The sequence below is a fragment of the Pseudogemmobacter sonorensis genome, from assembly GCF_042762395.1.
GTDB lineage: Bacteria > Pseudomonadota > Alphaproteobacteria > Rhodobacterales > Rhodobacteraceae > Pseudogemmobacter > Pseudogemmobacter sonorensis.
Genome location: NZ_JBEFZE010000047.1, coordinates 1 through 22,388 on the forward strand (window position 1 = coordinate 1; position 22,388 = coordinate 22,388).

Annotated in this window: 18 protein-coding genes and 1 pseudogene; 13 read left to right on the forward strand and 6 right to left on the reverse strand. The window is 69.3% G+C overall.

What is annotated here, in order from left to right:
- Positions 1-679: 679 nt before the first annotated feature.
- On the reverse strand, positions 680-895 hold the full coding sequence (locus ABNX41_RS20310) for a DUF1127 domain-containing protein (RefSeq protein WP_438671517.1): 216 nt from the start codon (positions 893-895) through the stop codon (positions 680-682).
- A 344-nt stretch (positions 896-1,239) separates the two neighbouring features.
- Here ABNX41_RS20310 and ABNX41_RS20315 point away from each other — a divergent pair, with 344 nt between their 5' ends.
- The 13 genes from ABNX41_RS20315 to ABNX41_RS20375 all read left to right on the forward strand — a co-directional run bounded on the left by ABNX41_RS20315 (position 1,240) and on the right by ABNX41_RS20375 (position 17,189).
- Positions 1,240-2,364: an Mrp/NBP35 family ATP-binding protein gene (locus ABNX41_RS20315; RefSeq protein WP_438671518.1), complete on the forward strand. Its 1,125-nt coding sequence runs from the start codon at positions 1,240-1,242 to the stop codon at positions 2,362-2,364.
- A gap of 742 nt (positions 2,365-3,106) precedes the next feature.
- Positions 3,107-3,616, forward strand: coding sequence for a division/cell wall cluster transcriptional repressor MraZ (locus tag ABNX41_RS20320; RefSeq protein ID WP_438671519.1), 510 nt, complete (start codon positions 3,107-3,109; stop codon positions 3,614-3,616).
- Positions 3,617-3,680: 64 nt separating this feature from the next.
- Positions 3,681-4,649, forward strand: a complete 969-nt coding sequence (rsmH, locus tag ABNX41_RS20325; protein ID WP_438671533.1) for a 16S rRNA (cytosine(1402)-N(4))-methyltransferase RsmH — start codon at positions 3,681-3,683, stop codon at positions 4,647-4,649.
- Entirely contained in the window at positions 4,649-5,017 is a 369-nt protein-coding gene (gene ftsL, locus ABNX41_RS20330; protein WP_438671534.1) for a cell division protein FtsL, read from the forward strand. Before rsmH ends, ftsL begins: the two co-directional genes overlap by 1 nt.
- Positions 5,017-6,813 carry a peptidoglycan D,D-transpeptidase FtsI family protein gene (locus ABNX41_RS20335; protein WP_438671520.1) on the forward strand — a complete coding sequence of 599 codons (1,797 nt, stop codon included), beginning with the start codon at positions 5,017-5,019 and terminating at the stop codon, positions 6,811-6,813. The genes ftsL and ABNX41_RS20335 overlap by 1 nt, the downstream gene beginning before the upstream one ends.
- Positions 6,814-6,827: 14 nt before the next feature.
- Entirely contained in the window at positions 6,828-8,336 is a 1,509-nt protein-coding gene (locus ABNX41_RS20340) for a UDP-N-acetylmuramoyl-L-alanyl-D-glutamate--2,6-diaminopimelate ligase (protein WP_438671521.1), read from the forward strand.
- Between the two features lie 190 nt (positions 8,337-8,526).
- Positions 8,527-9,957, forward strand: coding sequence for a UDP-N-acetylmuramoyl-tripeptide--D-alanyl-D-alanine ligase (locus ABNX41_RS20345; RefSeq protein ID WP_438671522.1), 1,431 nt, complete (start codon positions 8,527-8,529; stop codon positions 9,955-9,957).
- Between the two features lie 101 nt (positions 9,958-10,058).
- Positions 10,059-11,141, forward strand: coding sequence for a phospho-N-acetylmuramoyl-pentapeptide-transferase (mraY, locus tag ABNX41_RS20350; protein ID WP_438671523.1), 1,083 nt, complete (start codon positions 10,059-10,061; stop codon positions 11,139-11,141).
- Positions 11,142-11,533: 392 nt separating this feature from the next.
- Positions 11,534-12,934 carry a UDP-N-acetylmuramoyl-L-alanine--D-glutamate ligase gene (murD, locus tag ABNX41_RS20355; protein WP_438671524.1) on the forward strand — a complete coding sequence of 467 codons (1,401 nt, stop codon included), beginning with the start codon at positions 11,534-11,536 and terminating at the stop codon, positions 12,932-12,934.
- 269 nt (positions 12,935-13,203) lie between these two features.
- On the forward strand, positions 13,204-14,370 hold the full coding sequence (locus ABNX41_RS20360) for a peptidoglycan glycosyltransferase FtsW (protein WP_438671525.1): 1,167 nt from the start codon (positions 13,204-13,206) through the stop codon (positions 14,368-14,370).
- Entirely contained in the window at positions 14,367-15,461 is a 1,095-nt protein-coding gene (locus ABNX41_RS20365; protein ID WP_438671526.1) for a UDP-N-acetylglucosamine--N-acetylmuramyl-(pentapeptide) pyrophosphoryl-undecaprenol N-acetylglucosamine transferase, read from the forward strand. Before ABNX41_RS20360 ends, ABNX41_RS20365 begins: the two co-directional genes overlap by 4 nt.
- Positions 15,458-16,885 (forward strand): UDP-N-acetylmuramate--L-alanine ligase, encoded by a 1,428-nt coding sequence (gene murC, locus ABNX41_RS20370; protein ID WP_438671527.1) that lies wholly within the window; start codon positions 15,458-15,460, stop codon positions 16,883-16,885. Before ABNX41_RS20365 ends, murC begins: the two co-directional genes overlap by 4 nt.
- Positions 16,886-16,940: 55 nt before the next feature.
- Positions 16,941-17,189 carry a DUF2484 family protein gene (locus ABNX41_RS20375; RefSeq protein WP_438671528.1) on the forward strand — a complete coding sequence of 83 codons (249 nt, stop codon included), beginning with the start codon at positions 16,941-16,943 and terminating at the stop codon, positions 17,187-17,189.
- 65 nt (positions 17,190-17,254) lie between these two features.
- Here ABNX41_RS20375 and ABNX41_RS20380 read toward each other — a convergent pair whose 3' ends face one another.
- The 5 genes and pseudogenes from ABNX41_RS20380 to ABNX41_RS20400 all read right to left on the reverse strand — a co-directional run.
- Positions 17,255-17,392 carry a hypothetical protein gene (locus tag ABNX41_RS20380; RefSeq protein WP_438671529.1) on the reverse strand — a complete coding sequence of 46 codons (138 nt, stop codon included), beginning with the start codon at positions 17,390-17,392 and terminating at the stop codon, positions 17,255-17,257.
- A 382-nt stretch (positions 17,393-17,774) separates the two neighbouring features.
- Positions 17,775-19,418 (reverse strand): DNA repair protein RecN, encoded by a 1,644-nt coding sequence (gene recN, locus ABNX41_RS20385; protein ID WP_438671530.1) that lies wholly within the window; start codon positions 19,416-19,418, stop codon positions 17,775-17,777.
- A 68-nt stretch (positions 19,419-19,486) separates the two neighbouring features.
- Positions 19,487-20,332 carry an outer membrane protein assembly factor BamD gene (locus ABNX41_RS20390; protein ID WP_438671531.1) on the reverse strand — a complete coding sequence of 282 codons (846 nt, stop codon included), beginning with the start codon at positions 20,330-20,332 and terminating at the stop codon, positions 19,487-19,489.
- 296 nt (positions 20,333-20,628) lie between these two features.
- Complete coding sequence (gene lpxC / locus ABNX41_RS20395) at positions 20,629-21,561, reverse strand: UDP-3-O-acyl-N-acetylglucosamine deacetylase (RefSeq protein WP_438671532.1); 933 nt, start codon at positions 21,559-21,561, stop codon at positions 20,629-20,631.
- 197 nt (positions 21,562-21,758) lie between these two features.
- Positions 21,759-22,388: pseudogene (locus tag ABNX41_RS20400) on the reverse strand (cell division protein FtsZ); the annotation flags it as partial.

The window sequence follows — 22,388 nt, forward strand, 5'->3', positions numbered from 1 at the left end:
ATTGAACCACGTCAGTCTTCCTGCACGACTCCAAAAAGAAAAATGTGAAGTCTAACCAATGCGTTAAACGCCGCGCAAGCTGAAAGCTCGAAAGTGCTTGACCTCACCACGCCGATTAGAGAAGGGCGACGCCACCAATCGCACCGGGAAGGAGGGAGTGCGCGGCAACCCAAAGGGAGGAGGAGAGGGGTTGCCGCGCGGTCCGACCGGCCCCAGGGAGGAGGAGGGGGCCATCGAAACCATCTGGCCCGGGTTTGTCGGGCCGAAATTCGGACGCGGCGGCTCCGAGGGAGGAGGAGAGGAGCCGCCGCGCAATCCGATGACCCAGGGAGGAGGAGGGGGCCACCGAAGTCCTGCCCGCAAGGATGGCGGGCGTTATGGGGTGCGGCGGTCTCAGGGAGGAGGAGAGAGACCGCCGCTGGTTCGAGGGCCCGAGGGAGGAGGAGAGGGCCGCCGAATCTCTGGCCCGGAACAAGGGGCCTATATGGGGTGCGGCGACCTCAGGGAGGAGGAGGAGGTCGCCGCAGGTCCGATGGCCCAGGGAGGAGGAGAGGGCCGCCGAAACCGGGTGGAGCCAGGGGGCTCCGTATCAGGTCGCGGCACCGCCAGGGAGGAGGAGAGGCGGTGCCGCTTTTACCATGGCCCCTGGGAGGAGGAGCGGGGCCGTGGAAATCGAAACTTATCTGCCGTAGGCGGCCTCATGGGCCACTTGGGCGATGGAAAGGCGCGAGATCCCCAGATCGGCCAGTTCGCGGTCGCTCAGGTTGCGAAGTTCGGCCATGGTGTGGCTGTAGAGCCTGCGCCGTGCGATCACATCGCCAAGATGCCCGATAAGGCCGAACCGAACCGCGCCACGGCGGCCTGTCATTGCGCTGGAACTCTGAACGTAAGCCATTTCAACTGTCGCCTTCGGATCTCGGAGCCGGGGGTGTCCCGGTGGTCTGCGCCGTCACCCCTTTGCCCGATGGCTCTGACGTGGCGGCTTTCGTTGTTCCTAACGTGAGCGAGTTTCTGCAGTTGCACAATAGGGGAGGTCCGCAATCCTGTCATGCGCCTTCCGCATGGCTTGGCATGGCCGGTATGATAGTGATTTCAGCGGGTTTGCCTGAATTCTGGACATTGTGAAAACTGACGCTGCGGCACCTGCTTGCCCTTTGCCGAAAAATGACGAGTCTGTGACGCGGGTTTCGGTGGCAAGGGGTGCCGGAATGCCCGGGACGCGCTGGAAAGGACTGTGCCATGACGCATGAGGATATCCTGAGGGCTCTTTCGGCGGTTCCGGTGCCGGGCGGCGGGACGCTTGCCTCGCGCGACATGATTCGGGCCCTGGCGATGGAAGGCGGGGTGCTGCGATTCGTGATCGAGGCGGCCAGCCCCGAGGAGGCGCGCGGCCTGGCCCCGGTCGAGGCCGAGGCGCGGCGCGCGCTTCTGGCGCTGCCGGGGGTGGACGAGGTGCGGATCGTCACCACCGCCCATGGCCCCGCCGGTGCGCCGCCCGAGGTCAAGGCGCGTTCGGGGCAGGGGGCGGGGCAGGCGGCGGGGCAACAGGCCGCCCCGCCCAGCCTGAAGATCGGCGGCCATCCGACGCCGCAGCAGGGCGGGCCGCAGCGGATCTCGGGCATCGACCGCATCATCGCCGTGGCCAGCGGCAAGGGCGGCGTCGGCAAATCCACCGTCTCGTCGAACCTTGCCGTGGCGCTGGCGCGGGCCGGGCGGCGCGTGGGGCTTCTGGACGCCGATATCCACGGGCCGAGCCAGGCGCGGATGATGGGGGTTTCGAAACGTCCGGCCTCGGCCGACGGCAAGGTGATCGAGCCGCTTCAGGCCCATGGCGTCACCATGATGTCGATGGGGCTGCTGCTCAAGGAGGACGAGGCGGTGATCTGGCGCGGCCCGATGCTGATGGGCGCCCTGCAGCAGCTTCTGGGCCAGGTCGCCTGGGGGCGGCTGGACGTGCTGATCGTCGATCTGCCGCCGGGCACGGGGGATGTGCAGCTTACCCTGTCGCAGCGCACCCATCTGACCGGGGCCATCGTGGTCTCGACCCCGCAGGACGTGGCGCTGCTGGATGCGCGGAAGGCGCTCGACATGTTCCGCAAGCTCAATACCCCGGTGCTGGGGCTGATCGAGAACATGTCGACCTTCGTCTGCCCGAACTGCGGCCACGAATCCCATATCTTCGGCCATGGCGGCGTGGCGGCCGAGGCGGCGCGGCTGGACCTGCCCTTCCTGGGGGAATTGCCGCTGGCGCTGGAGGTGCGCGAGGCGGGCGACGGCGGCGTGCCGGTCGCGGCGGGCGAGGGGCCGAATGCCGAAGCCTATGCGCGTCTGGCCCGGCGCCTGATCGACGGCGGCATCGCCTGAGATCCTCCCTCGGACACCCTGCCGGGCGCGCGCCCGCATCCATCCCGGATGCGGGCGCTTTCGTTTCGCGCCCTCCGGGCCTGGGGGAGGGCGGGGCATGGGACGGGATGGGACGGGACAGCGCCGAATCATCGGATTTGGGAATTTACGGGAAAATACCCCCGCATTCGCCCTCCGGTAGAGAGAATCGGATCGAATCCGCCTTTCGGGCGGGGTGAATCTGCAGTATCGGCGGCGGTTGGATCGATCCGGGCCGAGCATCCGGGAAAAAGTGGGAAAATTCTCGTGCTGGAGATTCCCTCCATATCTAGGCAGTCACTGCGAATTGATCGCTATATATTGGATTGTGAAGCCGGATCGGACCACAAGATGCTGGTTTTCGGCCCCGCCCGGAACAAGATCTGGCGGTTTTTTTCCAAAATTTCCCTTGCTATCCCACCTATGCCCATGGCATCCCTTGTTCACGGAAGACGGGATGGGCCAAAGAGAACGCGAGGGGCGGCGCAAAGACCCCGAACAAAGGCGAAAAAAGGCAGCTTCATACAGGCACCCCTTCTCATCTTCCGACAACAGATCCGGCGCGCGAGCGAGCAGACATCTCCCCCAGGTGGCGCGCGTGGCTGGACGCCCAGCGATGGGACAGTGGCGGATCGGACAGTGGCAGCAGTCCGGTCCGCCCATTTTATTTCAACGGCCGAAAGGCCAGGGCGCCACGGGCTTGGGACAGGGCCGACGCAGGCAGATGGCAGAGGCATTCAGAGGCGAGATCGACACCAAGGTCGATGGCAAGGCCCGGGTCTCCATCCCGGCCTCGTTCCGCCGTGTGCTCGAAGCCGACGATCCCGACCGCCCCGAAGCCTCGCGCCCCCGCGTCTACATGGTCTATGGTGGCAAGACGCGGAACTTCGTGGAATGCTATTCCAAGGCCGGGGCCGACCGGCTGGCCGAGATGATCGAAGAGATGGAGATCGGATCCAAGGCCCGCGACCGGGCCGAGCGCGAGATGATCTCGCGCTCCGTGATGATCGAGATCGAGCCCGACGGCCGCATCGTCCTGCCGCCCAAGGTGCGGGCGAAACTGGGTTACGGCGACAGTGAATCCACCAGCGGCACCGAAGTCACCTTCGTCGGCACCTCGGACCGGTTCAAGCTTTACCGCGCCGAGGTCTATTACGCCGAGGACGAGGATGACGACGATGACGCGGATGTCGATCCGCTGGCGCTGATCGGGCGCGCGCGCAGGGCGGGCTAGGGCCATGACGCGCTCCGATCCTTCGGTTCCCGGCCTTTCCCGACCTGAAATCCCGTCCGCCGACATGCCGCATGTGCCGGTGCTGCTGGCGCCGCTGCTGGCCGCCGTGGCGCCGGTCGCGGGCGACTGGATCGACGGCACCTTCGGGGCGGGGGGCTATGCGCGCGGGCTTCTGGCGGCGGGCGCGAAGAGCGTCCTGGGCATCGACCGCGACCCGCTGGCGCATGAGCTCGCCTCGGGCTGGATCGCGGAGTGGCCCGGGCTGCGCCTGGCCCTGGGCACGTTTTCCGAGATGGACGAGCTGGCGGGCGTCCCGGTCGACGGGGTGGTGCTGGACCTTGGCGTGTCCTCGATGCAGCTCGACCTGGCCGAGCGGGGATTCTCCTTCCAGAAGGACGGCCCCCTCGACATGCGGATGAGCCAGTCCGGCCCCTCGGCCGCCGATCTGGTCAATACCGCCGCGGAAGGCGAAATCGCCGATATCCTTTATCATTACGGCGAGGAGCGCGCCTCGCGCCGCATCGCCCGCGCCATCGTGGAAACCCGCCGCACCGCGCCTTTCGAGACCACCTTGCAGCTTGCGGGCGTGATCGCGCGCCAGTTGCCGCGCCCCAAACCCGGCGAAAGCCATCCCGCCACCCGCAGCTTCCAGGCCATCCGCATCGCGGTCAACGCCGAATTCGACCAGTTGGTCGAAGGGCTGGCCGCCGCCGAACGCGCGCTGAAACCGGGCGGCTGGCTGGCGGTCGTGACCTTCCACAGCCTTGAGGACCGCATCGTGAAACGGTTCTTCCAGCAGGCCTCGGGCGCCGAGCCCGCCGCCAACCGCTATGCCCCCGCGCGCGCGGGTGTGGCGCCGCGCTTCACCCTGCCGGTGAAGAAGGCCATCGGCCCGGACGAGGCCGAACTGGCCGCCAATCCCCGGTCGCGCTCGGCCAAGCTGCGCGTCGCGGTCCGCACCGATGCGCCCGCCCGCGCGCCCGATGCCGATGCGCTCGGCCTTCCCCGGTTCAACAGCAAAGGACGCCGATGATGCGCCCCGTGCTTTATGTGCTGACCTTCCTGTCGCTGATCGCGCTCGGCTTCTGGGCCTACCGCGAGAATTACACCACCCAGGCCGCGCTGCGCGAGGTGCGGGCGCTGCAACGCGAGATCACCGGATTGCGCGAGGCGCTGTCGGTGCAGAAGGCGGAATGGGCCTATCTGAACCGTCCCGACCGGCTGCGCGAGCTGGCGGGGCTGAATTTCGACGCGCTCGGCCTGATGCCGATGGAGCCCGAGCAGTTCGGCACCCCCGGCCAGGTCGTGTTCCCGGTGCCGGAAATCCCGGCGATCGAACTGCCCGAGGGCGCGCTGGAAGACATCGCCACCACCGCATCCGGTGAAGAGGAGGGCCTCTGATGAGCCTGCGCAAGCCGCTTCGTCCGCTGGCCCGGGTGCTTCAGGCCCGCGAAGAGGGCGAAAACCCCGACCTGATCGAACGCGAGAACCTGGCCGCCCGCCATGCCGCGATGCATGAAAAGACCCAGGGCCGCGCCAGCGCCCGGCTGGGGCTGCTGGGGCTGGCCTTCGCCTGCGCCTATCTGACCATCGGCGTGCGGATGGGCCATCTGGCCGCCTCGCAGCCGCAAGAGCCGGTGGCCTCGGCCCCCGGGGCCGAGATCGTGGCGCAGCGCGCCGATATCACCGACCGCAACGGTCGGCTGCTGGCCACCAACATGACGACCTATTCGCTTTACGCCCATCCGCGCGACATGGTGGATCCGGCGGGATCGGCGCGGAAACTGGCCGCGATCTTCCCCGAGATCGACCCGGTGGCGCTGGAACGCCGCCTGACCGACGGGCGGCGCTTCATGTGGGTGCGCAAGGTCCTCAGCCCCGAACAGATGCAAAGGGTGCATGAGATCGGCGACCCGGGCCTGCTGTTCGGCCCGCGCGAGATGCGGCTTTACCCCAACGGCACGCTGGCCGCGCATATCCTGGGCGGCTATTCCTTCGGCGCCGAGGGCGTCCATTCCGCCGAGGTGATCGGCACCGCCGGGGTGGAGAAGGCGATGGATGCGCGGCTGCGCGACCCGGCTCGGGGCACCGAGCCGCTGGCGCTGTCGATCGACCTGTCGGTCCAGGCCACGGTCGAGGAGGTGCTGGGCGCCGCCATCACAATGCTGGACGCCAAGGGCGGCGCGGCGATCCTGATGGATGCCCGCTCGGGCGAGGTCGTGGCCATGGCATCGGCCCCGACCTTCGATCCGAACAACCGCCCCGTGCCGCTGCTCGGCAAGGACGACGAACCCTCGGACAGCCCGCTTTTCAACCGCGCGGTTCAGGGCGTCTACGAGCTGGGCTCCACCTTCAAGATCTTCGCCGCCGCCCAGGGGATGGAGCTTGGCCTCGTCGGGCCCGAGACCATGGTGGATGCCAATGCGCCAATGCGTTGGGGCAAGCACCGGATCGGCGAATTCGAGGGCAAGAACTACGGCCCGCTGCTGTCGGTGACCCAGGTGATCGCCAAATCCTCGAACGTGGGCACGGCGCATATCGCGCTGATGATCGGCCCCCTGCGCCAGCAGGCCTTCCTCAAATCGCTGGGCTTTTTCGAACCGACCCCGCTTGAGCTGATCGAGGCCCCCGGCGCCAAGCCCCTGCTGCCCCGGAACTGGAGCGAGATCGTCACCATCACCGCCTCCTACGGCCATGGCATGTCGGCCAGCCCGATGCATCTGGTCGCGGCCTATGGCGCCATCGCCAATGGCGGGATCTATGTGAAACCGACGCTCCTGCGCCGCGAGGGTCCGGCCTCGGGCGTGCGGGTGATGTCCGAGCGGGTGGCGGCCGATGCGCGGATGATGCTGCGCAAGGTGGTGACCGAGGGCACCGCCTCGCTGGCCGAGGTGCCGGGATACGAGGTGGCCGGAAAGACCGGCACCGCCGACAAGCCCAAGAAATCCGGCGGCTATTACAAGGACAAGGTCATCAACACCTTCGCGGGCATGTTCCCGGCCTCGGACCCGCGCTACGTCATCCTGGTCACGCTGGACGAGCCGGTGGACAGCTCCGGCCCCACCCCCAAGCGCACCGCCGGCTGGACCAGCGTGCCCGTCGCGGCCGAGATCGTGCGCCGCGTGGCGCCGCTTCTGGGCGTGCGGCCCCTGCTTGAAGAACCGGTCGTAACCGCGCTAACTGCCGCGCGCAACTGATCGGGGGCGGGAAGATGGCGGGCACGGAACGGGACGGCGGCGATCCCAGGCTGGAAAGGCCGCTGTCGGATCTGGGGCTGAAGGCGCGCCAGGGCCGCGATCCGCGCCTTGCCGGGATCACCTCGGACAGCCGGGCGGTGCGCCCGGGCTATCTCTTCGCGGCGCTGCCCGGCGCGACCCGCCACGGCGCGGAATTCGCGGCCCAGGTGATCGGAGCGGGGGCGGCGGCGATCCTGACCGATCCCGCGGGCGCGGCGATGATCGCCGGGGTGCCGGGGGCGGACGGCCTCGCCCTCGTCGTGGTCGACGACCCGCGCGAGGCGCTCTCCTACGCCAGCGCGCTGTGGTTCGGTGCCCAGCCCGCGACCATGGTGGCGGTCACGGGGACCAACGGCAAGACCTCGGTCGCGACCTTCACCCGCCAGATCTGGCAGGCGCTCGGCCATGCCGCGATCAATATCGGTACCACCGGGGTCGAGGGGGACTGGGCGGCGCCGTCCTCGCATACCACGCCCGATCCGGTGGCGCTGCACCGCATGCTGGCCGAGGCGGCGGCGGCCGGGATCACCCATGGCGCGATGGAGGCCTCGTCCCACGGGCTCGACCAGCGCAGGCTCGACGGGGTGCGGCTGCGCGCGGCGGGTTTCACCAACCTCACCCAGGACCATCTGGACTACCACCTGACGATGGAGGCCTATTTCGAGGCCAAGCTCGGCCTCTTCACCCGGCTTCTGCCCGAAGAGGCGGTGGCGGTGGTCGATCTCGACAGCCCGATGGCGGCCGAGGCCGGTCGGCGCGCGGCCGAAAACGGCCATGCGGTGCTGTCGGTGGGGCGCGCCGAAGGGGCCGACCTGCGCATCGCGGCGGTGCGGCCCGATGCGACGGGGCAGGAATTGCGGCTCTTGTGGAAGGATCGCGCCTTCCAGGTCCGGCTGGATCTGATCGGCGATTTCCAGGCCGCGAACGTGGCCCTCGCGGCGGGGCTGGCGATCGGCTGCGGCGCCGCCCCGGCCGATGTGATGGCGGTGCTGCCCCGGCTGACCGGGGTGCGCGGGCGGATGCAGCAGGTGGCGCGCCGCGCCAACGGCGCCTCGGTCTTCGTCGATTACGCCCATACGCCCGACGCCATCGCCACCGCCCTGCGCGCGCTGCGCCCCCATGTCATGGGACGGATCCTGATCGTCTTCGGCGCGGGCGGCGACCGCGACCGGCTCAAGCGCCCGCTCATGGGGGCGGCGGCGCGCGACCATGCCGATGTGGTCTATGTCACCGACGACAACCCCCGCTCCGAGGATCCCGCGACGATCCGTGCCGCCATCCTCGCCGCCGTGCCCGAAGCCCATGAGGTCGGTGACCGCGCCGAGGCGATCCTGCGCGCCGTCGATGCGCTGCAACCGGGCGACGCGCTGCTGGTCGCGGGCAAGGGCCATGAAACCGGCCAGGTGATCGGCGGCGACATCTTCCCCTTCGACGATGCCGAACAGGCCTCCATCGCCGTCGCCGCCCTCGACGGGCTGATCTGACCATGCCCGCCGCCGCACAGCCCATCCCCCCGCAACCCGCCAATCCTTCCCCTTGCCCCCTTCATCTTGGCTCAAATATCCCCGGGGGGTGAGGTCGCCAGACCGAGGGGGGCAGGCGCCCCCCTGCTTCGCGGACCACCCGTCCACCCGACCACCCGCGCGCGCATCGACCAACGCACAGGCATGACCCATGACCCTTCCCCCCCTCTGGACCTCGGATCAGGCCGCCCGCGCCACCCATGGCCGCGCGACCCGGGCCTTCGCCGTCTCCGGCATCTCGATCGACAGCCGCAATCTCGTGCCCGGCGATCTTTTCGTCGCGCTCAGGGACGTGCGCGACGGTCATGATTTCGTGGCCGCCGCGCTGGCGGCGGGGGCGGGGGCGGCGCTGGTCTCGCGCCTGCCCGACGGCGTGGCCGAGGATGCGCCGCTCCTGATCGTCGAGGACGTGCTCGCCGCGCTGGAGGCGCTCGGCGCCGCCGCCCGGGCCCGGACCTCGGCCCGGGTCGTCGCCGTCACCGGCTCGGTCGGCAAGACCTCGACCAAGGAGATGCTGCGCGCCTTCCTCGCGCCGCGCGGCCGCACCCATGTCGCCGAGGCCAGCTACAACAACCAATGGGGCGTGCCGCTGACGCTGGCGCGGATGCCTGCCGACAGCGAATTCGCCGTGATCGAGATCGGCATGAGCAACCCCGGAGAGATCGCGCCCCTGGCCCGTCTGGCGCGCCCCGAGGTGGCGCTGGTCACCACGGTCGCGCCCGCCCATCTCGCCGCCTTCCCCTCGGTCGAGGAGATCGCCCGCGAAAAGGGCGCGATCTTCGAGGGGCTCTCCCCCGGCGGCATCGCCGTGATCAATGCCGACCTGCCGCAATCGCCGCTGCTTTTCGCCATGGCGCAGGAGGCGGACGCGCGGATCACCGGCTTCGGCAGCCGCGAGGGCGCGGATTGGCAGTTGACCGAATTGCGCCTGACCGACGAGGCCACGGTGCTGCGCGCCCGCCACCCCGGCGGCCCGCTGCTCTTCAAGGTCTCGACGCCGGGGCGGCATTTCGCGCTCAACGCGCTTGGCGCGCTGGCGGTGGCGGGGGCGCTCGGCCTCGATCCGGTGCTGGCGGCGCATGACATCGCCGCCTGGGCGCCGCCGCCCGGGCGCGGCACGCGCGAGCGGATCGTGCTCGACAGCGTCGAGGGCAGCTTCTTCGACCTGATCGACGACGCGTTCAACTCGAACCCGGCCTCGCTGGCGGCAAGCCTCGACGTGCTGATCGCGGCGCGGCCCACCGACGGGATCGGCGCGGTCGGCGGCGGGCGGCGCATCGCCATCCTGGGCGACATGCTGGAACTGGGCGACGAGGAATTGGCGCTGCATGCCGCCGTCGCCCGCCATCCCGGGCTGGACGCCGTGTCGATCCTGCATTGCGTCGGTCCCAGGATGCGCGCGCTTTACGAGGCCCTGCCGCGCGCGCGGCGCGGGCTGTGGGTCGAGACCGCGCCCGAGCTTGCCGCCCGCGCCCGCGGGTTGTTCGACGCGGGCGATATCGTGCTGGTGAAGGGCTCCAAGGGCTCGAAGGTCAGCCTTGTCGTTGACGCGCTGCGCAAACTGGGCCAATCCGCGCCCTGACGAAAGGCGTGGGTCCCCGGGGCGCAACACCGGGGTCGGGCGCGGCACGAATGCAGACTTGCGGTCCCGGGGATGGGCCGCCGGACGAAGGAATGACGTGAATGTTCTACTGGCTTGCCGAGTTCTCGGACGGGGGCGATGTCTTCAACCTGTTTCGCTACATCACCTTCCGCGCGGGGGCGGCGCTGGCGACGGGGCTGATCTTCGGCTTCCTGTTCGGGCGGCCGCTGATCAACCTGCTGCGCCGCAAGCAGGGCAAGGGCCAGCCGATCCGCGACGACGGTCCGCAAAGCCATCTGGCCAAGGCCGGGACGCCCACCATGGGGGGGCTTTTGATCCTGTCGGCGCTGGTGGTCTCGACGCTGCTTTGGGCGCGGCTCGACAATCCCTATGTCTGGATCGTGCTGCTGGTCACCCTGGCTTTCGGGCTGATCGGCTTTGCCGACGATTACGCCAAGGTCACCAAGCAGAACACCAAGGGCGTCTCGTCGCGGATGCGGATGCTGCTGGGGCTGGCCATCGCGGCGCTGGCGACCTATGCTGCGGCGCGTTTCCATCCCGAGGCGCTGACCGAGCAACTGGCCTTTCCCTTCTTCAAGAACGCGCTGCTGGACCTGGGGATCTTCTTCCTGCCCTTCGGCATGATCGTGATCGTGGGCGCGGCCAATGCGGTGAACCTGACCGACGGGCTGGACGGGCTGGCGATCATGCCGGTGATGATCGCCGCCGCCACCCTGGGCGCCATCGCCTATGTCGTCGGCAATTTCAACTTCACCGAATATCTGGGCGTGCATTTCGTGCCGGGCACCGGCGAGTTGATCGTCTTCGCCGCCGCGCTTGTCGGCGGGGGGCTGGGCTTCCTTTGGTATAACGCCCCCCCGGCGGCGGTGTTCATGGGCGACACCGGCAGCCTTGCGCTTGGCGGCGCGCTTGGCGCCATGGCGGTCTGCACCAAGCACGAGATCGTGCTGGCCATCGTCGGCGGGCTTTTCGTGGTCGAGGCGCTTTCGGTCATCATCCAGGTGCTGTATTACAAGCGCACCAAGAAACGCATCTTCCTGATGGCGCCGATCCATCATCATTTCGAGAAGAAGGGCTGGGCCGAGCCGCAGATCGTGATCCGGTTCTGGATCATCTCGCTGATCCTGGCGATGGTCGGGCTGGCGACGCTGAAGCTGCGCTGAGCCCCGGGGCGGGGCAGAGGCGGCGGTTTCCCCGTTCCGGTGGGCGGTGCCGCGCGCTTTGTCGGCGGCGGCGGTGTGCGGTGTAGGCGCAGGGGTGCGGTCCCGGTTTGCGGCATATCCTTCGGTCTTTGCCGGATGCCAACGCTTGGGGGCGGGGCGGGGCCTCGTGCCCCCCGGCCGGTGACGGCGCGCGGTGCCAGGGCGGACGCCCGGTGGCTCTCGCGCCTCTCCCACGCCCGCCGCCCCTTTCCCTTTGCCCGCCCCTGGCCTATCCCTGCCGCCAAGGTCGTTTCACGAAATAAGTTCTATTTCACGAAATAAGTTCTATTTCACGAAACAAGTTCTATTTCACGAAACAAGTTCTATTTCACGAAACCATGGGGGGCGGGCCGATGATCCCGGTCAAGGGCTTCAAGGGGCAAAGGGTTGCGGTGCTGGGGCTGGGGCGCTCGGGCCTTGCCACGGCGCGGGCGCTGGCGGCGGGCGGGGCCGAGCCGCTGTTGTGGGACGACAGCCCCGAATCGCGCGCCAAGGCCGAGGCGCAGGGCTTCGCCCTGACCGATCTGACCCGCAACACCGCCTTCGAGGGCGTGGCCGCTCTGATCACCTCGCCCGGGATCCCCCATCTCTATCCCGCGCCGCATCCGATCATCGCCCGCGCGCTGGATCTGGGGGTGCCGGTCGACAACGACATCGGGCTGTTCTTCCAAAGCTGGTCCGGGCCGGAATGGGACGATTTCGAGACCACGCCCAAGGTGGTCGCGGTCACCGGGTCGAACGGTAAATCCACCACGACCGCGCTGATCCACCATATCCTGACCCATGCCGGAAAGCCCGCGCAGATGGCCGGAAACATCGGGCGGGGGGTGCTGGACCTAGACCCCGCCGGGGACGGCGCGGTGGTGGTGCTGGAGCTGTCCAGCTACCAGACCGACCTTGCCCGCGCGCTGACGCCGGATGTGGCGGTCTTCACCAATCTTTCGCCCGACCATCTGGACCGCCACGGCGGAAGGGGCGGCTATTTCGCGGCCAAGCGGCGCCTTTTCGCCGAGGGCGGGCCCGACCGCGCCGTGATCGGCGTCGACGAGGCCGAGGGCCGCTATCTGGCGGACCAGATCGGCCAGGGCCCGGCGGACGACCGGGTGATCCGGGTCTCGTCCGGGCAGAAGCTTGAGGGGCCGGGCTGGTCGGTCTTTGCCCGCAAGGGCTTTCTGGCGGAATGGCGCAGGGGGCGGCAGATCGCCTCGATCGACCTGCGCGGGATCGACGGCCTGCCGGGGGCGCACAACCACCAGAACGCCTGCGCCGCCTATGCGGCGACCCGCGCGCTTGGCCTTGCGCCCAGGCTGATCGAGGCCGCCTTGCGCAGCTTCGCGGGCCTGCCGCATCGCAGCCAGTTGGTGGCCGAGCGCGGGGGGGTGCGTTTCGTCAACGATTCCAAGGCCACCAATGTCGACAGCGCGGCCAAGGCCTTGCAGGCCTTTCCGAAGATCCGCTGGATCGCGGGCGGCATGGGCAAGGACGGCGGCATCGGCGCGCTGGCGCCCTTTCTGCCCTCGGTGGTGAAGGCCTATCTGATCGGCCATTCGGCACGCGAATTCGCGCTGCAACTGGGGGCGACCCCGCATGAGATCTCGGAGACCATGGCGGTCGCGGTGGCCCGCGCCGCCGCCGAGGCCCAGCCGGGCGAGGTCGTCCTGCTGGCCCCCGCGGCGGCGAGTTTCGACCAATATCCCGATTTCGAGAAACGCGGCGCCCATTTCATCGAACTGGTCGAGGCGCTGCCCTCCTGAGGACGCCTCCGCGCCGGGCCCCGGCCTGTGCGGGTGCCGGAAAACCGGCCCGATCCGGGCGCCGGACCCGCGCGGGCCGCGGGCCTCCCGCGCGCCGCGGGCTCCGACGGCATCCGGGCCCGCCCCCCTTCCCGCCGATGGCGGCGCAAGCGCCCGCCCGGGGGCGGGTTTTCACTGGTCATGACGCCGGTTTGACGCTAGAGTTTGTGCCCAGCGGACCCGGGGACACATCCGGGCCAGAGGCAGAACATTTCCGAGGCGGTATTCCCATGACTGAGATGGTCTATGGCTCGACACCCGTCGCCATACGCGAGCCCGTGCTGCCGCGCTGGTGGCGCACCATCGACCGCTGGGCGATGAGCTCGGTCTTCATCCTGTTCGGGATCGGGCTGCTGCTGGGGCTGGCGGCCTCAGTGCCGCTGGCCAACCGCAACGGGCTGGATCCGTTCTTCTACGTCCAGCGCCAGGCGGTCTTCGGCGCGCTTGGCCTGATGGCGATGCTGGGCATCTCGATGGCGCCGCCCGCGCTGGTGCGGCGGCTGGGGATCCTTGGCTTCGTCGCGGCCTTCCTTCTGGTCGCCGCGCTGCCAGTCATGGGCGAGGATCACGGCAAGGGCGCGGTGCGCTGGCTGTCGATCGGCGGCTTTTCGCTGCAACCTTCGGAATTCCTCAAGCCCGGTTTCGTCATCGTCACCGCCTGGCTGATGGCGGCGAGCCAGGACCTGAACGGCCCGCCCGGCAAGCTGATCTCCTTCGCGATCCTGGTGGCGGTGGTGGGCTTTCTGGCCATGCAGCCCGATTTCGGCCAGTCGGCGCTGATCGTCTTCGTCTGGGGGGTGATCTATTTCGTCGCCGGGGCGCCGATGGTGCTGGTGGGCTCGGTTGCGGGGCTGGTCGCGGTGGTGGGCTTCGTCGCCTATGGCGCCTCCGAGCATTTCGCCCGCCGCATCGACGGCTTCCTGTCGCCCGACGTCGATCCGCGCACCCAGCTTGGCTATGCCGCAAATGCGATCCAGGAGGGCGGGTTCTTCGGCGTGGGCGTGGGCGAGGGCCAGGTGAAATGGCAGCTTCCCGATGCCCATACCGATTTCATCATCGCCGTCGCGGCCGAGGAATACGGGCTGATGCTGGTCCTTGTGATCCTGGCTTTGTTCGGGGTGGTGGTGGTGCGCTCGCTGATCCGGCTGATGGGCGAATGCGATCCCTTCACCCGGCTGGCGGGATCGGGTCTGGCCTGCATCTTCGGCGTCCAGGCCATGATCAACATGGGCGTGGCGGTGCGGCTTCTGCCCGCCAAGGGCATGACGCTGCCCTTCGTCTCCTACGGCGGATCGTCGATCATCGCGGCGGGGATCACGGTGGGGATGCTGCTGGCGCTGACCCGGGCGCGGCCGCGCGACCGCATGGCCGAGATCTTCGGAAAGCACCGCAGATGAAACCGAAGCTGCTTCTGATCGCGGCCGGCGGCACCGGCGGCCATATGTTCCCCGCCCAGGCCCTGGCCGAGACCATGCTGGAACGCGGCTGGCGGGTGAAGCTTTCGACCGATGCGCGCGGGGCACGCTATGCCGGGGGGTTCCCGCAGGGGGTGAGTATCGAAGAGGTGGCCTCGGCCACTTTCGCGCGGGGGGGGGCGCTTGCGAAACTCACCGTGCCGTTCCGGGTTCTGGGCGGCATCCTGTCGCAACTGGCGCGGATGGCGTTCGACCGGCCCGCCGTGGTGGTGGGCTTCGGCGGCTATCCTTCCATTCCGGCCCTGTCGGCGGCCTGGATGCTGCGCCGCCCCCGCATGATCCATGAGGCCAACGGCGTGCCCGGCCGGGTGAACCGGCTGTTCGCGGCCCGGGTCGACCGCGTCGCCTGCGGCATCTGGCCGACCGCGCTGCCGCAGGGCGCGCAGGCGGTGGACACCGGCAATCCGGTGCGGCGCGCGGTGCTGGACCGCGCGGGCGCGCCCTATATCCCGCCGGGCGACTATCCGATGGAGCTTCTGGTGATCGGCGGCAGCCAGGGCGCGCGGATCCTGTCGGATGTGGTGCCCGCCGCCGTGGCGCTTCTGCCCGAGGGGGTGCGACGCAACCTGCGCATCGCCCATCAGGCCCGCGACGAGGATGCCGTCCGCGCCTCTGATGCCTATGCCGCCGCGGGTGTCCGGGTCGAGATCGCGCCCTTCTTCGTCGATGTGCCCCGCCGCCTGTCCGAGGCGCAACTGGTGATCTCGCGCGCCGGGGCCTCGTCGGTCGCGGATATTTCGGTGATCGGGCGGCCCTCGATCCTGATCCCCTTCGCCCAGGCGATGGACGACCACCAGAGCGCCAATGCCCGCGCGCTGTCGCAGGCCGAGGCCGCCGTGGTCATCCCCGAAAAGCGGCTTGACGCCGAGGCGCTGGCCGGGCAGATGGCGGCGATCCTGGACGACGCCCCTTCGGCGGCCCGGATGGCGGCGAATGCGCTTGCCGCGGGCAAGCCCGATGCCGTCCTGCGGCTGGCCGCCCTTGTCGAGGATCTGGCAGGAGAAAGATCATGAGTGCCGCCACAAAACTGCCCCTTGAACTGGGCCCGATCCATTTCGTCGGCATCGGCGGCATCGGCATGTCGGGGATCGCCGAGGTGCTGATCACGCTTGGCTACCGGGTGCAGGGGTCTGATGCGAAGGCGTCGAAGATCACCGCCCGTCTGGAAGGGCTGGGCGCGCGGGTCTTCGAGGGCCAGGCGGCCGAGAACCTGGGCGAGGATGTCTCGGTCGTGGTGATCTCCTCGGCGATCCGGCCGGGCAATCCCGAACTGGAAGAGGCGCGGCGGCGCAAGCTGCCGGTGGTCCGGCGCGCCGAGATGCTGGCCGAGCTGATGCGGATGCGCTCGAACATCGCGGTGGCGGGAACGCATGGCAAGACCACCACGACGACCATGGTGGCGACGCTTCTGGACAAGGGCGGGTTCGATCCGACGGTGATCAACGGCGGCGTGATCCACGCCTATGGCTCGAACGCGCGGGCCGGAGCGGGCGAATGGATGGTGGTCGAGGCCGACGAGTCGGACGGCTCGTTCAACCGGCTGCCCGCGACCATCGCCATCGTCACCAATATCGACCCCGAGCATATGGAGCATTGGGGCACGATCGAGAACCTGCGCAAAGGGTTCCAGGATTTCGTCTCGAACATCCCGTTCTACGGGCTGGCGGTGTGCTGCACCGACCACCCCGAGGTGCAGGCCCTGGTCGGCCGGGTGGCGGACCGGCGCATCGTGACCTTCGGCTTCAACGCCCAGGCGGATGTGCGGGCCATCGGGCTCAGGTTCGAAAATGGCAAATCCTGCTTCGACATCCTGCTTCAGAACGAAGGGGAAGGTTCGATCATCGAAGGTTGCGAGCTACCGATGCCGGGGGACCACAATGTCTCCAACGCTTTGGCGGCGGTGGCGGTGGCGCGGCATCTGGGGATGAAGCGCGACGAGATCCGTGCCGCCCTGGCCGCTTTCGGCGGCGTGAACCGGCGGTTCACCAAGGTGGCCGATGTGAACGGCGTCGCGATCATCGACGATTACGGCCACCATCCGGTGGAGATCGCCGCCGTGCTGAAGGCCGCGCGCCAGTCCGTCTCGGCCACGCCGGGGGCGCGGGTGATCGCGGTGCACCAGCCGCACCGTTATTCGCGGCTGTCGAACCTGTTCGAGGATTTCTGCACCTGTTTCAACGAGGCCGATGTGGTCGCCATCGCCCAGGTCTATGCGGCGGGCGAGGATCCGATCCCGGGGGCCGGGCGCGACGATCTGGTCGCCGGGCTGATCGCGCATGGCCATCGCCATGCCCGCGCGGTGATCGACGAGGCCGATCTGGAGCGACTGTTTCGCGAACAGGCCCGGCGGGGCGATATCTTCGTCTGCCTGGGGGCGGGGACGATCTCGGCCTGGGCCAATGCGCTGCCCGCGCGACTGATCGGCCAGGCCGCATGAGGCGCCAGGCCATAGCGATCCGGGCCGTGGTGATCCGGCGGGCGGAGGCGGGGTCATGAGCACGCTTACCCTGGCCTGCCTGTGGCTGATCCTGGCCAATCTGATCGCCATGCTGCCGTCGCGCGACCATCACCGGCGGGCGGCTGCGGGGCTGGTGGCGGTGGGCATCCCGCTTCTGGGCTGGGTCACCTGGACCTCGGGGCCGGTCTTCGGCCTGCTGCTTCTGGCCGGAGGGGTCTCGGTGCTGCGCTGGCCCCTGGCCTGGCTCTGGCGCGGGTTGCGGCGGAGCGGGCAGGTCCGTTAGACGAGGTCAGGCTGCGTCGAGCGGGGCCAGATCGAAGGCAAGCCCCAGGTCGGTCCGCCAGGGCCTCAGGCGGATTTGCGGCGGTTGCGGGCGACAATCCGGCGATAGGCGCTCTCTTCATCCTCATGCCCGGGGAAAACCGTCGGCAGGTGGAAGGGGCGCAACAGGGCCTTGAGGGGAAGGGCTTTGAACGGGGCGAACATGGCTTTGCTCCTGACATTCCCCCCGACCACCAATGTATCATGCTGCGGTGCAGCGAAAACCCGCAGAGGCGCGGGGTCTGCCATGCATGGCGGTCATGGCGGAGGGGTCGGACCCGGCGTGTGGGGCGCTTTGGAGGCAGGGGGGCTCGGCGGCGGGGCCGCGCTTGCAACCGCGATCCGCTCCGGGGGGGGGAGAGACCGCCGATGCGAGCGGGGCCCTGCGCCTGGTGAGGCAGGCCCAGGTCATGCAGGCGGGCGGCAAGTCAGGCAGGCAGTCGGCCAAGCCGATAAGCGGTCGGCAGATGGGCAGTCAGGCCCGGTCATGCAGAGGGGCAGGTTGGCCACGCTGTCAGGTGAACGGGGGGCGCATGCAGACGGGCGGTCAGGCGCGCAAGAGCGCCTCGGCGGCGGCGCGGGCGGCATCGGTCACCCGGTCGCCCGCCAGCATGCGGGCGATCTCCTCGACCCGCCGCTCGGGCGAAAGCGCGGTGACGGTGGAGAGGGTCACCTCGCCCTCCACCCGTTTCGCCACCTGCCAGTGATGCGCGCCAAGGGCGGCGACCTGCGGCGAATGGGTCACCACCAGCACCTGTGCGCCCTGGGCAAGCGCCTGAAGCCGCCGCCCGACCGCATCCGCCGTGGCGCCGCCGACGCCGCGGTCGATCTCGTCGAAGATCATGGTCAGGCCCTCGGCCCCGCCGGTCAGGCAGACCTTGAGCGCCAGCAGGAAGCGCGACAGCTCGCCGCCCGAGGCGATCCGGTTCAGCGGCCCGGGCGGTGCGCCGGGGTTGGTGGCGACGGTGAAGGTGACCTGGTCGGCACCCTCCGGCCCTGGCGTCGCGGGGGTGAGGACGGTGGCGAAGACCGCGCGCTCCATCTTCAGCGGCGCGAGTTCGGCGGCCATCGCGGCATCGAGCCGCTCGGCCGCCCGCTGCCGCAGGCCCGTGATCCGCCCGGCCTCCTCGGTCCAGGCGGCTTCCGCCCCGGCCAGCGCCCGCGCGAGCCGGTCGAGCCCGGCCTCGCCCGCATCCAGCGCCGCAAGCCTTTCGGCCAGCGCCCCGGCATGGGCCGCCAGATCGTCCGGCGCCACGCCATGTTTGCGCGCGGCGGCGCGGATCGCGAAAAGCCGCTCCTCGGCCGCCTCCAGCGCGGAAGGGTCGAAATCGAGCGCGTCGAGCGCGGATTCGATCCCTGACTGCGCCTCGGCCAGTTCGATCACCGCCCGCGACAGCGCGGCAAGCGCGTCGTCGAGCCGCCCCTCGGCCTTGTCCGCCGCGCCCTCAAGCCAGCGTTGCGCATCGCGCATCCGGCCCTCGGCGCCCTCGGGCGACAGCGCGGTGAAGGCGCGGGCGACATCCTCGCGGATGCGCCCGGCGGCCTGCATCATCCGCCGCGTCGCGTCGAGCTTCGCCTCTTCGCCGGGCAGGGGGGCGAGGCGGTCCAGCTCGGCCACGGCATGGCGCAGGAAATCCTCTTCGCTGCGGGCGCGGGCGATCTGCGCCTCGGCCCCTTCCAGCGCGCCGCGCGCCGCGCGCACCGCATTCCAATGCCCGCGCAGGGGCGCGAGGTCGATGCCCCCGAAAGCGTCGAGCAGCGCGCGATGGCCGCGCGGGTTCAGCAGGCCGCGGTCGTCGTGCTGGCCGTGAAGCTCGACCAGCGTCTCGGAGAGGGCGCGCAGCACCTCGGTCGAGACGCGGCGGTCATTGGCGAAGGCCTGGCGGCGGCCGTCGGCATGGCTGGTGCGGCGCAGGATCAGCTCGCCCTCGGCCTCGATCCCGGATTCCTCAAGGATCGCATGGGCGGGATGGCCGGTGGGCAGGTCGAAGACCGCCACCACCTCGCCCCGGGCGGCGCCCGCCCGCACCAGATCGGCGCGCCCCTTCCAGCCCAGTACCATGCCGAGCGCATCGAGCAGGATCGACTTCCCCGCCCCGGTCTCGCCGGTCAGCACGTTCAGCCCGGGCCCCAGTTCAAGGGTCAGCCGGTCGATGATCAGCACATCGCGGATGTCGAGCGAACGCAGCATTCTGGCGGATCCCGGGGCGCGTTTTCGGTGGGCGCGTTTTAGGTGGGGTGGGCCTTTGGTTCAGCGGGTCAGAGCCATTCGCCCCGGATCATCTGGCGATAGATCTGCGACAGCCAGTTGTCGCCCTTGGATTCGGGCGAGAGACCCTTTCCTTTCAACAGGTTGAACGCATCCTGATAGAAGGGCGAGGACTGGAAGTTGTGACCCAGGATCGCCGCGGCGGTCTGGGCCTCGGCCTCGAAGCCAAGCGACAGATAGATCTCGACCAGGCGATAAAGCGCCTCGGGGGTGTGGCTGGTGGTCTGGAAGTCCTGGACCACGGTGCGGAAGCGGTTCAGCGCGGCGGTGTAATGCTTGCGCTTGAGGTAGTAGCGCCCGATCTCCATCTCTTTCGCGGCCAGATGGTCGAAGGCGAGATCGAATTTCATGATCGCCGAACTGGCGTATTCGCTGTCGGGATAACGTTCGATCACCTCGCGCAGCGCGATCAGCGCCTGGAAGGTCAGGCCCTGGTCGCGGCCGACATCCTCGATCTGGTCGTAATAGGACAGGGCCATCAGATATTGCGCATAGGCCGCATCCTCATCCCCCGGATAGAAGTCGAGGAATCTTTGCGCGGCCGAGCGGGCCTCTTCGTAATTCTTCGACTGGTGCTGGACATAGGCCTGCATGATCAGCGCGCGGCGGGCGTATTGGGTATAGGGGTAAAGCCGCTCGATCTCTTGGAAATAGCGCAGCGATTCCGCGGGGCGGCGGCCGGTTTCCAGGGCGACCTCGCCCTGGCGGAAGATCTCTTCCGCAGAATATTGGTCCAGAGGCACCTCTTTCGACGAGGTGCCGCCGCAAGCCGCAAGAGCAGCCGCCAGAAGCGCGAACGCCCCCATCCGGATGCCCGCCGATGCCTTGCCTGCCATCTTCCGCCTATCCAAACCCGTCAACCTTGTCCGGCCCGCCCGTTTGCCCTGGCCTTTCGCGGGGCCGATCCACGGACCCGCCGGGGCGCGTGGGAGTGACGCGCGAGCCTGGCCGATTTGCCCTCTCCTAGCACAGAAAAATCGGCGGCGCAAAACGCCTTTCGTCGGGATCGGCGAGAGCGCGGGCGGGGGTCGCGCGGGGGGGCCTGGGGGCGCCGGAGAAAGGAAAAGCCGCCTCCGGGCAGGGCCGGGGCGGCGTTGGATTTCCGAGGGAAAACCGGCGTTGCGCGCGCGGATCAGGCCGCGCGGCGGCGCGTCGAGGGCAGATCGGCGCGGATCACGCCCACACCGGGCAGCTTCTGGCCGACGCGCTGGCCGCAACCTTCGATGCGATAGGCGCGGGGATCGGCGAAAAGCGCGCGCAGCAGCCGGTTGGTCATGGCATGGCCCGCGCGGATGCCGGTGTAGCGGCCCAGAATCGGCCCGCCCGCCAGCGAAAGATCGCCGACCGCATCCAGCATCTTGTGGCGCACCGGCTCGTCCCGGTGGCGCAGCCCGCCGGGCGAGACGATCCGGTCGCCATCGAAGACCACCGCGTTTTCCAGCGTGCCGCCAAGCGCCAGCCCGCGCGCGCGCATCTGGTCGACATCCGACTGGCGGCAGAAGGTGCGGCTGTCGGAGAGTTCGCGCACGAAGGCGCCGTTCGACATCAGCAGGCTGCGGGCCTGGTGGCCGATGGCGGCTTCCTCGAAGTCGATGCTGAAGTCGATCTGAAGCATGTCGGCCGGGTCGAGCCGGGCCAGCGCCTCGCCCTCGCGCACCTCGACCGGCTTGAGGACGCGGATTGCCCGCACCTCGGTCATCTGGGCGGTGAGGCCGCGCGCGAGGAAGGCGGCGACGAAAGGCTCGGCCGAGCCGTCGAGGATCGGAACTTCCGGCCCGTCGATCTCGATCAGCGCGTTGTGGATGGCGCAGCCCGACAGCGCCGCCATCACATGTTCGATGGTCGAGACCGAGACCCCGGCCTGGTTCTCGACCAGGGTGCACAGTTTCGAGGGCGTCACCGCCGACCAGATCGCGGGCACCATCGCATCGCGACCGACGATGTCGGTGCGGCGGAACCAGATGCCGTAATCGGCCGAGGCCGGGCGCACGGTCATGCGCACGGGCTGCCCGGTGTGAAGTCCCACACCCGAGAAGCTGACCGCCGATTTCACAGTGTTCTGCACGCCTGCGCCTTCCTTGACTGTTCCCTGGGCGCGGCCGGACCGCCACCCGTCCAAACCTAGATAGTCAAGCGGCCAGCCCATCACAATTCACCTTTTGCAACGCTTTGTGACACAGTCTGAAACATGATCAACCGATTGATTGCAATAAGAAAAGGGCCCAAAGATCCGGGCCCTTTGCAATGCGGTGCGTTAACGTTTCAATTGGCCTGGCGGCGCAGGAAGGCCGGGATTTCGATGCGGTCGTGCTCGTTGCCGTGCTCGGGCTCGTCGTCATAGGCGGTGACGGGCGGTTGCGCGCGCGGGACCGGCGGGGCGGCGCGATGATCCGCCCGGGGGTCGGCCCGGAGGTCTGTTCGCGGATCGGCGGGCGCCTCGGCATGGCCGGACATCCGGTTGATCAGCGAGCCGATGCCGAAACGCGGTTTGGCGGCGGCCGGGGCCGGAGCCTGCGCCGGGGGCTGCATCGGGGCGCCGCGCTGCGCGTTCATCGCCGGGGTCTTCGAGACGGCGGCCTGAAGCCGGGCCAGCGCCTCGGGCGAGGGTTGACCGGCGGGGCCGCGCGGGCGCGGTGCGACGAAGCTGCCCGCATCGGCCTCGATCGCCGAAGGCGGCGGGGCGGCGCGGGTCTGGGCCGGTTGCGGGCGATAGACCGGCGGCGGCAGGTCCTGGTCGAGATGGTCCTCGACGCCCTGGTCGTAATGGCCGTCATGCGCGGCGGCGTCGAACAGGCCCTGCGGCGGCAGTTCGGCCTGAACCGGCGCGGGGGCGACCGGGGCCGGAGCGGCAGCGGCGGCCATCGCGGGCGCGGCGGCGGCGGCGACCAGCGG

What these genes read in the sequence shown, in the direction of transcription:
- ABNX41_RS20345 (WP_438671522.1), top strand. Translation starts at nt 8,527, where the DNA reads ATGACCCTTCCCCCCCTCTGGACCTCGGATCAGGCCGCCCGCGCCACC.
- recN (WP_438671530.1), bottom strand. Translation starts at nt 19,418, where the DNA reads ATGCTGCGTTCGCTCGACATCCGCGATGTGCTGATCATCGACCGGCTG.
- mraY (WP_438671523.1), top strand. Translation starts at nt 10,059, where the DNA reads ATGTTCTACTGGCTTGCCGAGTTCTCGGACGGGGGCGATGTCTTCAAC.
- ABNX41_RS20310 (WP_438671517.1), bottom strand. Translation starts at nt 895, where the DNA reads ATGGCTTACGTTCAGAGTTCCAGCGCAATGACAGGCCGCCGTGGCGCG.
- ABNX41_RS20335 (WP_438671520.1), top strand. Translation starts at nt 5,017, where the DNA reads ATGAGCCTGCGCAAGCCGCTTCGTCCGCTGGCCCGGGTGCTTCAGGCC.
- murD (WP_438671524.1), top strand. Translation starts at nt 11,534, where the DNA reads ATGATCCCGGTCAAGGGCTTCAAGGGGCAAAGGGTTGCGGTGCTGGGG.
- ABNX41_RS20360 (WP_438671525.1), top strand. Translation starts at nt 13,204, where the DNA reads ATGACTGAGATGGTCTATGGCTCGACACCCGTCGCCATACGCGAGCCC.
- ABNX41_RS20375 (WP_438671528.1), top strand. Translation starts at nt 16,941, where the DNA reads ATGAGCACGCTTACCCTGGCCTGCCTGTGGCTGATCCTGGCCAATCTG.
- ABNX41_RS20315 (WP_438671518.1), top strand. Translation starts at nt 1,240, where the DNA reads ATGACGCATGAGGATATCCTGAGGGCTCTTTCGGCGGTTCCGGTGCCG.
- murC (WP_438671527.1), top strand. Translation starts at nt 15,458, where the DNA reads ATGAGTGCCGCCACAAAACTGCCCCTTGAACTGGGCCCGATCCATTTC.
- ABNX41_RS20365 (WP_438671526.1), top strand. Translation starts at nt 14,367, where the DNA reads ATGAAACCGAAGCTGCTTCTGATCGCGGCCGGCGGCACCGGCGGCCAT.
- ftsL (WP_438671534.1), top strand. Translation starts at nt 4,649, where the DNA reads ATGCGCCCCGTGCTTTATGTGCTGACCTTCCTGTCGCTGATCGCGCTC.
- ABNX41_RS20380 (WP_438671529.1), bottom strand. Translation starts at nt 17,392, where the DNA reads ATGTTCGCCCCGTTCAAAGCCCTTCCCCTCAAGGCCCTGTTGCGCCCC.
- rsmH (WP_438671533.1), top strand. Translation starts at nt 3,681, where the DNA reads ATGCCGCATGTGCCGGTGCTGCTGGCGCCGCTGCTGGCCGCCGTGGCG.
- ABNX41_RS20390 (WP_438671531.1), bottom strand. Translation starts at nt 20,332, where the DNA reads ATGGCAGGCAAGGCATCGGCGGGCATCCGGATGGGGGCGTTCGCGCTT.
- ABNX41_RS20340 (WP_438671521.1), top strand. Translation starts at nt 6,828, where the DNA reads ATGGCGGGCACGGAACGGGACGGCGGCGATCCCAGGCTGGAAAGGCCG.
- ABNX41_RS20320 (WP_438671519.1), top strand. Translation starts at nt 3,107, where the DNA reads ATGGCAGAGGCATTCAGAGGCGAGATCGACACCAAGGTCGATGGCAAG.